8 protein-coding genes are annotated in these 11,090 nt (G+C 73.5%); 2 read left to right on the top strand and 6 right to left on the bottom strand.

Translation table 11 applies throughout. The annotated features are described in order from the left end of the window. Nucleotides 1-190: 190 nt before the first annotated feature. Entirely contained in the window at nucleotides 191-892 is a 702-nt protein-coding gene (locus tag D9V36_RS19835; protein ID WP_129294960.1) for a spheroidene monooxygenase, read from the top strand. A gap of 171 nt (nucleotides 893-1,063) precedes the next feature. Beyond that, nucleotides 1,064-1,510: a RidA family protein gene (locus D9V36_RS19840; protein ID WP_129298547.1), complete on the top strand. Its 447-nt coding sequence runs from the start codon at nucleotides 1,064-1,066 to the stop codon at nucleotides 1,508-1,510. A gap of 240 nt (nucleotides 1,511-1,750) precedes the next feature. Here the strand turns inward: D9V36_RS19840 and D9V36_RS19845 are convergent, their stop codons facing one another. From D9V36_RS19845 to D9V36_RS19875, 6 genes are all read right to left on the bottom strand, one after another. Continuing rightward, nucleotides 1,751-3,079, bottom strand: coding sequence for an acyltransferase family protein (locus tag D9V36_RS19845; protein WP_129294961.1), 1,329 nt, complete (start codon nucleotides 3,077-3,079; stop codon nucleotides 1,751-1,753). A gap of 314 nt (nucleotides 3,080-3,393) precedes the next feature. Next, nucleotides 3,394-4,278 carry a glycerophosphodiester phosphodiesterase gene (locus D9V36_RS19850; RefSeq protein ID WP_129294962.1) on the bottom strand — a complete coding sequence of 295 codons (885 nt, stop codon included), beginning with the start codon at nucleotides 4,276-4,278 and terminating at the stop codon, nucleotides 3,394-3,396. A gap of 127 nt (nucleotides 4,279-4,405) precedes the next feature. Then, nucleotides 4,406-4,717: a hypothetical protein gene (locus D9V36_RS40965; RefSeq protein WP_164992984.1), complete on the bottom strand. Its 312-nt coding sequence runs from the start codon at nucleotides 4,715-4,717 to the stop codon at nucleotides 4,406-4,408. A 113-nt stretch (nucleotides 4,718-4,830) separates the two neighbouring features. Beyond that, nucleotides 4,831-6,213: an RICIN domain-containing protein gene (locus D9V36_RS40970; protein ID WP_164992985.1), complete on the bottom strand. Its 1,383-nt coding sequence runs from the start codon at nucleotides 6,211-6,213 to the stop codon at nucleotides 4,831-4,833. A 231-nt stretch (nucleotides 6,214-6,444) separates the two neighbouring features. Next, entirely contained in the window at nucleotides 6,445-9,873 is a 3,429-nt protein-coding gene (locus D9V36_RS42650; RefSeq protein WP_129294966.1) for a hypothetical protein, read from the bottom strand. Between the two features lie 342 nt (nucleotides 9,874-10,215). Continuing rightward, the gene (locus tag D9V36_RS19875; protein ID WP_129294967.1) at nucleotides 10,216-11,019 is read right to left on the bottom strand and encodes a type VII secretion system-associated protein; all 804 of its coding nucleotides are present in this window, start codon (nucleotides 11,017-11,019) and stop codon (nucleotides 10,216-10,218) included. Nucleotides 11,020-11,090: the final 71 nt, after the last annotated feature.

The raw sequence follows: 11,090 nt of genomic DNA on the forward strand, positions 1-11,090 counted from the left end.
CCCTCTGCGAACTGGCTTGTTCCGCTGGTGATTTCGGCTCGCCATGGCCGCTGTGATGAAGGATACTGGATCGTGTACCGCTTGGTATACGCATCAGTAGCTTAGCCGGGATCAGCGGAATCAGCAGGACCCGGTGGAGCTGCCGTGGCAGGCAGGACTGTCCCAACAGGACCAGATACGGGGGCTCGTCGTGATCGTTTCCCTTCACTTCGCCGACATCGGTGTCCGCAACGTCCGCGCCGTCCTCCGCGAGCGTCCACGGCCGGACTCCACCCCCGGTCTCCGGTACGCCCAGACGACGCTCACCGGCGCCATCGCCTCGGGTCCGCCCGTGCCGCGCCCCGGCCGGGCCGCGCTGCTCGCCGCGTGGGAGGACGATGCCGCGCTCGACCGTTTCCTCGCCGAGGACCCGCTGCCGCGACGGCTGGCCGGAGGCTGGCAGGTGCGGCTGCAGCCGCTGCGGATATCCGGTTCCTGGCCCGCGATGCCGGTCGAAACCGACCCCGGCGCCGCGCGGGACGCGGAGGACGGACCGGTGGCCGTCCTCACCCTCGGGCAGCTGCGGCTGCGTCGCGCACTACCGTTCCTGCGGGCCAATTCCCGGGCTGCAGGACGGGCCGCGGCCGATCCATCGCTGATCGCTTCGGTCGCCCTGGCCAGACCGCCCCGCTTCGTCGGCACGTTCTCCCTCTGGCAGAGCGTGTCGGCGATGCGCCACTACGCCTACGGCACCGACCGTCCCGCGCACCAGGAAGCGGTCAGGGAGCACGCGGCGAGACCCTTCCACCACGAAGCGGCGTTTCTGCGCTGCCGTCCCTACGGCGCCCAGGGCACACTGGACGGGCATGAGCCGATGGCAGTGGCCGCCGCGCGGGCGGCGCGGAACCCTTGAGTCAAGGTGGCCCCGGCCGAGGCCAGGTGAACGGCGTGGGCTGGATGAGCGGTGAAGGGCTACCCGGGCGGAACGGAACCCGCTTCAATTCCCGGGTGGGCGACGCACGTTGACGGCGGAGGGGATTCGATGAGGATGAGTGGAGAGAGCGGGACGGACGCGGGGGTGGGGATGAGTGCCGGGAACGGTGACAACGGTGCCGGTGCGGGCGCGGGCGGTGGCGGGCCGGAGCGGATCAACCCGCCGCATCTCGCGCCGGCGACCGGATTCAGCCATGCCGTGCGCGCCGCCCCGGGAACCATGGTCTTCCTCGCCGGACAGACCGCTCTCGACGGTTCGGGCCGGATCGTGGGGGACGGCATCGTCGAGCAGTTCGAGCGGGCGCTGACGAACCTCCTGGACGTCGCGGCGGCCTCCGGCGCCCGCCCGTCCGACCTCGCCAAGCTCACCGTCTTCGCCGTCGACGTCGCCGACTACCGACGCCATGCCCGTGATCTCGGCGCGGTGTGGAAACGCCTGGTCGGCAGCGACTACCCGGCGATGGCCGTGATCGGCGCCACCCGTCTGTGGGACGAGGAGGCCCTGGTCGAGATCGAGGGCATCGCCGTCGTCAGCTGACGGCATGGCATGGCATGACGCCGGCGACCGGCCACTGCGCCTCCGTTGTACACCCGAGGGTGCCTGCGCACCCCAGTACGCCTGCGCGCCAGGGGTCACCCTGCTGCTGTGGCTCTCTTACGCGTGAGGGGCGCCCGCCCCGCCGGTCTTCCGGCGGAACGAGCGCCCCTCGCGCTGTTCACGGACGTACGCTTCCGTCGCCCGCTCGCTGACGCGTCACCGCGCACAGCGCCCGACCGCTCAGTTCCGGCCGCGGGCCATCCCCACCGGGTCCTTCTTGAAGGCCCAGGTCATCTTGGGCTCCATGGCGAAGCGGAAGATCCGCTGCACCGGTGGTGTGCACAGCAGCGTGATGACGGTGCCCGCGATGAGCGTCAGCAGTACCGCGCCCCACGGGGTCTGCATCCAGTCCGCGTCGTACCAGTTCCAAAAGCGCGACCCCTTGGCGAGGAAGCCGTGCAGCAGGTAGCCGTAGAGCGTGCCGGCGCCCAGCGCCGTGCACCACATCGTGCGTCCCGGAATCCAGGCGAAGAAGCAGGCCACCAGAACGAGTGAGCAGCCGAACATCGCCAGCGTCATCACCGCACCGCTCCACCACGGGGCGGCCAGTTCCTGCGCGGCGTCGCGGTGGTAGAACCACGCGGCGTTCATCCGGGGCGCCGCCCAGTACGCGAAGACCAGCGCGGCCGCGAAGACCGGTACGGCCAGGATCCGCGCCTTCCTGCGGCGTACGAGCTTGAAGTGCTCCGGCCGCAGCGACAGCCCGATCACGAAGAACGGCAGGAACTGCAGCACCCGCTGAAGGTCCAGGTCGTCGCCGATGTCCGGGGAGACGGACGCGAGCACGGCGATGGCCAGGGCCAGCGGAACCGGCCAGCGCACGATCTTCCACAGCGGAGTGGTCAGCCGCCAGATGAACAGGGCGGCCAGGAACCACGTCAGATACCAGGGATCCAACAGGCTGATGGGATATCCCGGATCGTCGTCCGCCCACCTCTTGAAGAGCGTGTAGGCGACTTCGAAGAGAATGTAGGGAACCGCGACACCGGTAATCAGCCGCTGCAGCCGGTCCTTGCGCATATCGAAACTGCGCGAGAAATAGCCGGAGATGATGATGAACGCCGGCATGTGGAAGGCGTAGACGGTGATGTAGAGCGCGGCCGCCGTCCGGCTGCCGTCGCGCAGCGGTTCCCAGGAGTGGCCCATCGCCACGAGCACGATGGCCAGGTACTTGGCATTGTCGAAGAACGCGTCGCGCGGCTTCGCCTTGGCGTCGGCCGCCTCGGCCTTCCCGTCGCGGCCCGTGCCCCGGCGCTTGGCATGACCGCGGGGTCCGGCCTGTGAAGTACCGGCGGTGGATGCGGGCTGACGATCCGTCGCCGGGGCGGGGACGGTCGCCGTCGCCGACCCGGATGCGGACGCCCTCGCGGTCGCCGTCGCCGGTGCCATCGTTGCCGTCGCACCGGCGGGCACGGCCGCGCCCGCCGGGCTCAGCTCGTCATGCGGCGTCTGCCGAGGCGGGGGAAGCGGCACCCGCCGTTCGCCGTACGCCGGAAAATTGTCTTTCAAGGAGCCTCCCGGAAGGATCCCAGAGGAGGAGCTGGACGCTGGCCCGCACCGGGCCGCAAATCGGAACCCAAAAGCCAAATCCTGCGTCTTAGTTCTTTTACGGGGAGTGTGGCGGCGTCGAACATCTCAGGCACCTTAGCCTCGCGGCGGGAATCACGTAAATCCCCGTCTGCAGCAGCCACACGCGCCGCATCCGCCCTCCACAGGTCCTTCACGCACCACGGGCGGCGGCGCGGCCCGGACCATCATCCGGCGCACCACGGGACCGGGGCCGAGATCCGGACAATGTCGCGCCAACCCCCGCCCCTTGCCCGCTATTCAATAACACCTTCGACCCCTCGGGCTCTCACCGACCGCGCGCTGGTGTTCTTCGCCACGTCCCACACATAGACCTGCAGCCGTCGGCCGTGCGGGCCGCGCAGCCGGTGCACGGCCGCCAGCCACTGTGAACTGAGCGCGGACGCACGGGGGTTGATCTGATCGGCGAACCGCGCATAGCGCGCCAGTTTGTCCACCGCGGGCGCCCCGAGAATCCCCGTACGGATCTCGGGCGCCGCCTCGTGCACGGCCTTGACGCACGATACGGAGAAGCTCTGGACGACCAGCCGGCTCCGGACATGGGCCCGATCCAGCCACCCCCGTGCCCGCAGTTCGCGGATGACCTGTGCCTCGACTCCCGGATACTTCTCCGGGGCCTTGATCTCCAGCAAAAGGCGCTGCCCGTTGTGGTCCAGGCGGCGCAGATAGCCGGCGAGCGTCGGCACCCGCTCCCCGGTGAACCGCCTGCCGAACCAGCTGCCGGCGTCCAGCCGCGCGAGCTCGGCGGCCCTGAAGTCCCCCACCCGCCACGGCGCCCGTCCGGGAAACACCTTCGCGGCGTCGGTCGTCCGCCGCAGGGTGGCGTCGTGCATCACCACCAGGCGGCCGTCCTTGGTGCGCTGCACATCGTTCTCGACCCATATGAGCCCGCGGCGGTGCGCGGCGTCGACGGCGGCGAGGGTGTTCTCGGGGGCGTAGCGGGAAGCGCCGCGGTGGGCGATCAGCAGGGTTGCCGCGGTGCCGGGGCCGGCCCGGGTCCCGCTGCTCACGGCGACATCGGCGTACTCCTGCGGACCGGAGGCCATCGCGGACGACGACACCGCGGCCGCCACCAGGTAGGCGACCCCGGCGGCGGGTATCCGCAGCGATCTTCGCAGCATGCGGGAGCCTCCTGGTCCGTTCCCCGCGGACGGCCGCGTCCGCGTCAGGCGTGCCCCCTGAGGCCCTTCCTTCCGTGCCCTTCCGTCCAGCGATGCGGCTGTCGTCTCAACATGCCCGCATCCCCCGTCAGCCGCCACGCGAGCAGCCCTGCGACGGCGGTGCACCACCCGCCCCGCTGGGCGCCTTTTCCCAGGCCAGCAGGGTCGGACGGGGTGGTGGAGCAGGTGAGCCGCGGCTTGTGGACCGCCCGCCATCCGTGCGTACGCCGTCGCCGAAGCGCCGTGGGTGCGCCGTCGTCGAAGCGCGGTGGGCGCCGTGGGCGCCGTGGGTGCCGTGGGTGCCGTGGGTGCCGTGGGTGCCGTGGGTGCCGTGGGTGCCGTGGGTGCGGTGAGCGGTGTTCCCGCACCGGGCGGCTTCCGGGGCGGTGGCCGGACGCATGACGAGGCCCCCGCGGACGTGTGGTAGTCCACGGGGGTCGGGTCGGGCGGTCAGCCCGGTCAGACGGAGCTGGTCAGGGCCGGGGGATCACGGGGTGGTCCCCCGGCGGGGGATCAGCTGAGCCGCCACTCGTGGTCGTCGGCCGGGTAGCAGTTCGCGACGCCGAGCCGGGCGGCGCGGCCACCGGTGCCGAACTCCTTGCCCCAGACGTCCAGGCACATGTTGTCGCTGGTGTAGTTGCGCAGCCAGAACTTCCCGTTGCCCCGGTCGTCTTTCCACCAGAGCTGGTTGTCCCCCAGGGTGCCGTCGCAGGTGTACTCGGAGACCGCCGTCGCCCCGGGCACGGCGCCCTTACCGGGCAGGTCCATGCACAGCCCGTCCGTGCTGTTGCGGACCACGAACAGGTCACCGCCGCCGGGGGCCTTGCCCTTGAGCTTCACATCGATGTCCCACATCTCGTTGTCCGAGGTCCTGGGCTCGATGCAGGTGAACTGGGCCACCTCCCCGTTGATTTTGCCCTTTCCTCCGTAGCCCGGAATGTCGGCGCACATTCCGGTCATGACGTTCCGCAGCTGCAGCTGCTTCGTGCCGAGGAGAGCGGGGCCGGGCCCCCCGAACAGCCCGATCCTGCCCGCCGGCGAGGCGGGCTTCCCCTTCTCCCCGCCCTTCTTGCCCTTTCCGGGGGCAGGCGCCCCGGACTGGCCGTTGCCGTCCGGACCGGACGTGGAGCCCTCCGCCTTCTCCCCGCCCTTCGCATCCTTACTGCCCTTATCGGCCTTCGGCGGGACCGAGGGCGACTTGCCCGTGTACGAGCCGGGCGCCCGCAGATCGTCGCCCTTCGGAACGGTGACCTCCGCGGCAGCCTCGGCTGTCTTGTCCTTTTTGTCGTCACCGCCCATCGTGAGGGCCAGCAGCGGCACAGCGATCAAGAGCGCACCCGCGATGGCCGCGGCGGCGCGCAGCGCCTTGGTGGGCCGGCCCGAGGGGGGTTCCTCGCCCCCGCCCGTCCCGGTGGACGCCTCCGGCGGCTTACCGCCGGCCGCGGCCGCCCTGCCACCGGCGGCACCCGCGCCGCGCCCTCCGCCGGGCTCCGACGAGGAGGCCACCGTGGCGGCCGTCGGTCCAGTGGCCGTCGATCCAGTGGCCGTCGGTCCGGTGGCCGACGCGGACGAGCCCGCCAGTGCCTTGGCTGCGGCGGGCGTCGTCGGAGCCTTCGCTTCGGACGTGCTCTCCTCGCCGCCCGACGCCGCTTCGGATCCCGCTGCCGGGGCCGGGGCTGAGCCCGGCTCGGACGAGGCGGCGGACTCGGACTCGGCGGGCTCGGACGACGCGGACTCGGACGCCACGGACTCGGGCGCCGCAAACTCGGACGCCTCGGAGGCGGCGGACGCGGTGGGCCCGGACGCCGCAGTTCCGAACGACTTGGGCGGCTTCGGCGCCGTGAACCCGAACGACGCGGTCGGACCGGACGCCGCGGACCCGGCCGGGCGCTTCACACGGGCCGACGAGGCCGGTTCGAAGGAGGCCGGCGGAGCGGGCGGCGCGGACGGTCCGCCCGGCGCCGGCGTGCTCGACGGGCCGCTCGCGTCACCGCTCTTGTCCGGCGGCGCGTCCGGCTCTGGTTGGCCTGCGGACCCGGGCAGGGGCACGGCACGGCGCACCGCTGGTCCCCTCAGGCCCGTTGGTTCCTTGTTGGGCATCGTGACTCCGTTTCGGTTCGCGGTCGGTCAGCGGGCGGCGCCGGACGCGGTACCGACCGCGTCCCCGCGCCGCCCCAATGGCCCCTCGCACAACTCCGGCCAGCGAAACTGCCCCGGTGCGAGAGGGTGACGGCGCAGGGCTTGGTCCAGCCGGTCCAGCGCCGCACGGTCGTGGTCGTCGAGTTCCGTGCGCTGCGGCACCGCTGAGGTGGTCGCGGTGGCGGGGGTGGCGGGCACCTCGCGCAGCAGCACCAGCGGGGCGCCGTCGCTCTCGCGTACGTCGAGCACCCGCAGCAGCGAGCCCGGCGCGAAGACCACCTCGTCGCGGCCGGCGGCGCCCGGCCCGCCCGCCAGCTCCCGTACCCGGCGGCCGGTCGCCGACCAGATCGCGTACTGCGGACCGCCCGGCCGCGGCGCGCCCACCCCGACCGGCAGCGCGCTCACCGGGGCCGCCTCGCGCAGCAGGTTCCCCGGCGCGAGGGCGGCGTCCGCCGCGTCGGTGCCCCGGAAGGCGAGCCCGCGGTACGAGGGGAGCCGTCGCAGGGCGGAGGCCACGCACGCGCCGTAGGGCAGCAGCCGCGCCTCGCCCGCCCGCAGGCTTTGGGCCAACTCGCGGTAACTCAGCGGGCCTTCGGTGTCATGCAGGTACATGTGCAGTGCGATCAGGTCGTCGCGGGCGTCCTCCTGCTCCGACCCGCGCAGCGCGGGCATCCTGGTGAGCGCCCGCATGACGGCGGAACTGTGCCGCTCCCACCTGTCCTCCGCCAGCCCGCGGAACGAGGTGCGCTCCGCCGGGCTGCTGACGTACCCCGGCAGAAACGGGACCGGCGGCAGCGGGTCGGCAACCACGGCGGCGGGCGGCCGCCGCGCTCCGGACGGGGCGACCGCGCGCGGTGCCGAGGGTGGCGTAGGTGGCGTAGGTGGCGCAGGTGGTGTAGGTGGCGCCGGCGTCTCGGGTGCCGCCGTAGGTGCCTCGGGCTTTGTGGGGGGCGTGGGTGGGGTGGGTGGTGTGGGTGGGGTGGGTGGGGTGGGTGCCCCGGACATGGTGGGCGCCGTCGATGCCGTGGGCGCCATAGGCCGCGTGGGTGCCGTGGGCGGCGTGGGCGCCTCGGGCAACGGGGGAACCTCGGGTGGCCCCGGCGCCGTGGGGGGCTCGGGGCGGGACGGCCGGGTGGGCGGGGCGGGGGCCTCCGATGGCCGGCCGGAGCCGGGCGCCTCCCGGGCAGGCGGCTCGCCCGACCGTTCACCGGGCAACGGCGTGATCGGGTCCGGCAGGGCCCCGCGCTCCGGCGACGAGGTGCGGTCCGGAGCGGCCCCGGTGGATCCCGGGCCTCCGGGACCGGGACCGGGACCGGGAACGCTCCGCGAAGGCGGCTGGGCACGGGACCGGTTCGACGGTCCGGCGCCGAGCGCTCGCGCGGAGGGCTCCGGTGCGCGCTCGGGCTCCGGTGCGCGCTCAGGCTCCGGCGAAGGGCCGGAAGCCGCCGCGGGCCCGGAGGGATCAGTGCTCCGGGGGGCGGGGGACTCCGGGTGCGGGGCGGGACCATCCGGGCGGGGGCCGGCGCGTCGCGGCTCGGGGGCCGGGTCCGGGGCTCCCGTCAAGGCCCGGGAGATCGAGGCGGGTTCGGGTACCGGAGGCTCGGTGTCCGCCGGGGGCCGGGGGCGGCTCGGAGCGGAAGGGCGTCCGGAGCGCTCGGCCGAGCCGGCGGCAGCCGCCTCCGGAGCGGGAGCACCGGCGGGTGCCGGGGCGGCGGGGCGGGCGGTCGAGGCCGATGTCGTCGGCAGCGTGGGCGGGGGACCCGGCAGGGCAGGCGCCTCCGGCTTCCCGGCCTGGTTCGCCGGGCCAGCCGCGTTCGCCGGGCCAGCCGGGTTCGCCGGGAGCGCGGGCGGGGCGGGCAGGACAGCCGAGCCGGACGGGGCGGGCAAGGCAGCCGGGGCGGCCTGCGCGTGAGGGGAGGCTGCCTGCGGCGGGGCGAGGGCGCTGCCGAAGCGGATGGCGCGCAGGCCGTGTTCGGCGGCGATACGGCGCAGTTCGCGTCCGCCGTCCACGCTCGTACCGTGCACGAACAGCCGTGCCCTGCTGCGGACGTCGACGCCGAGGCTGCCCAAGAGCGTGCCGAGCGCGGGGAACAGCGACGCCTCAAGGGACTGGCCGGGCCGGCCCACCTCGATGGCCGGGCCCTCCGCGTCCGCCGGCCGGGCCGCCACCGGGGGACGCCCCTCCGCGGCATCGGTGATCCACAGGCCCGCCCGGGTCACGGCGGCCTGCCACCCTTCGGAGAGGGAGACGACGCCGTGTTCGGACAGCTCCCGGCCCGCGGAGCCGTGGATCGCGGGGAGCCGGCCCCAGCGCAGCAGCCGGGGGGCCTGTGCCGGTGCGTTCTCCCCGGCCGGCAGGCACATCACCGCGTCCACGAACGCCTGCCAGCGGGGCGCGCCGTCGGCGGCGACGAGTACCGAGCGGACCGTCCCGGGGTGGGTGGGCGTGCCGTGGGACAGCAGCGGCATACCGGTGTACACCACGACCTGGGTCCCCAACGCGTCGGAAACCCATTGGCCGGTACGCAAGATGTCACGGGGGCTGCCCGGGGCGAGCCGGACCTGCTTCCGCACGGCCTCCGGCAGGGCGCTGAGCACCTCCACGAGGTCGCCCGCCGAGACGTCCTCGCCCTCCGGGACGCCCACCAGCACGGTGGGCCCCCCGGGGTCGGCGGGTACGGAGTAGCACAGATCGTCGAGGCGGGGCGGGGCGGCGTCCCGGGAACGGGTCAGCACTCCGGCGGGGATCTGCTCGATCACACAGCCGCCCGCGACCTGGTCGGGCAGCTGGTCGACGGCCGGCTGCCAGCCGGGGGCAGGCTGCCGGGGGCCGATCCGCTGCGGCTCCGCACCCGGCCGGAACCGCCACCAGCTGCCGCGTTCCGGCACACCCACGACGGCCGTGGCACCGGGCTCGGCCTGCCGTACCGGCACGAACAGCCCGCCGCCGGGCACCACGAGGGCGAGCCCGTCGGGGGCGATGACCTCCAACTCCCAGGCGTCGGCGATCCGGCGGGCCAGCGCGGGCGCGCCGGGCCGGTCGTCCCCGGCGGCGGTCATGACGAGCCGGACCGTGCGGATGCCGTCTTCCCGCAGCTCGTCGAGCAGGCCGCCGAGACGGGGCCACAGGTCGGCGGACTGCGGCGCGTCGACCCCGGCCACCACCGTGACGGTGTGCGCGTCGGCGGCGAGGGCACGGGCCAGATCGAGGACATCGGAGTTGCCGAGCGTGTCGTCGGAGGGCGTGCGCAACAGCCTGATGCCGTCGTACTCCTCGATGAGCAACCGCTGCGGACGCCCCTCGTCAGCGCCCTCACCCCCGGGACGGTGCCCGCCTGCCGCCGCCGGCGCGGCCGGGGCGGGCCGGCCTCCCCTTTTGCCGAACCACCTCGCCCGGCCGCTGTCGGAACGGCTCACGCCTCTGCTCCTCGGTCGGGAGCCGCCCCGGACGGGCCGGCCGGGGTCGCACGGCAACTCGGGGTCTGGCACATACCGTTGTCACCTGGTGGAGTCGACATGTCCTGATTCCGTGGTTCTGGCGGTGGAGAGCGTCATGGCGCGGCGGTGGAACCGAGGGGCCGGTGCGGTTCCCTGACGTTTCCGGTGAAGCGGCGGCAACGCAGCCGACGTTCCGGGAGGTTCAGGGAAACTCCGCCCTGGCATGTGGGATGCACTCACGGCCCGAAAAGTTCACTTTCGCACGGAGAATCTCGCACCCCGGGGCCGACGACGTCCCCGCCGCCGTGCCCCGAAGCGGTCTCAACGTCCGCTCTCCGCAGCGGAGTCGGGGGCGGACCCGTCACCCGGCTCCGGGGCGGACGCCTCTTGGCCGGACGCCTCCGACCAAGAGGCGTCCTCGGTGCTCATCGTCGGCGGCCAGACGGACCCGGCGGCGGACCCGGACTGTGCCCCGTCCCCCTCGGGCGCCTCTTCGGCCTCCTTCATGACGTCCGCCAGCCCGTCGGTGGTCAGCACCATGCTGACCGGACCCGAGCTGTTGATGCACAGGCTGTGCCCCTCGGGGATCCGCTCCAGGAACTCCGGCACCCGCGTCGTCTCGAAGGCCAGCCGGCCGGCCAGGTGCAGGTACTTCGGGGAGCTGTAGACCAGGACCACCGGGGTGCTGTCGGGCGCCGCCGCGCGCACCGGGTCGCCGTCCGCCGTCACCAGTACCGCCACTTCGGCCTTGGCCAGGGCCTTGGTGACATCGTCGGCGGGGCCGTAACCGGTGGTGGCGAGCTGGATGGCGGCGTCCACGTCGTCGGCGGGCTCCGGCCAGCCCATCGCCGACGGAGAGGGCCGGTAGTCCTCGTTGTCCTGCCACTCGACGATCTCGCCCTCGGCGTCGGAGCGCCACTGGCCCACCACGGCCCACTCCGGCGGCGGGCCCTCGTCGGACCAGGTCGGGTCGATCAAGTACAGCCAGTGGTCGGGCGCGAGCTTGGCCGCCTCGATGAACTCCTCGGGCGGGGCTGGGTCCACCGTCGTGGTGGCGGTGCCGCCGTCCGGTGCCGCCGCCGCGGGGTCGATGACGGCACGGTCCTCGCCGCTGGTCTCACTCATTGTGTCCTCACTTACTGGTTTTCCCGGTCGTGCTGTTCACATGTCGTCAAGTTCCCGCTGTTTCCGGCATC

It is taken from the genome of Streptomyces lydicus (assembly GCF_004125265.1).
GTDB lineage: Bacteria > Actinomycetota > Actinomycetes > Streptomycetales > Streptomycetaceae > Streptomyces > Streptomyces lydicus_C.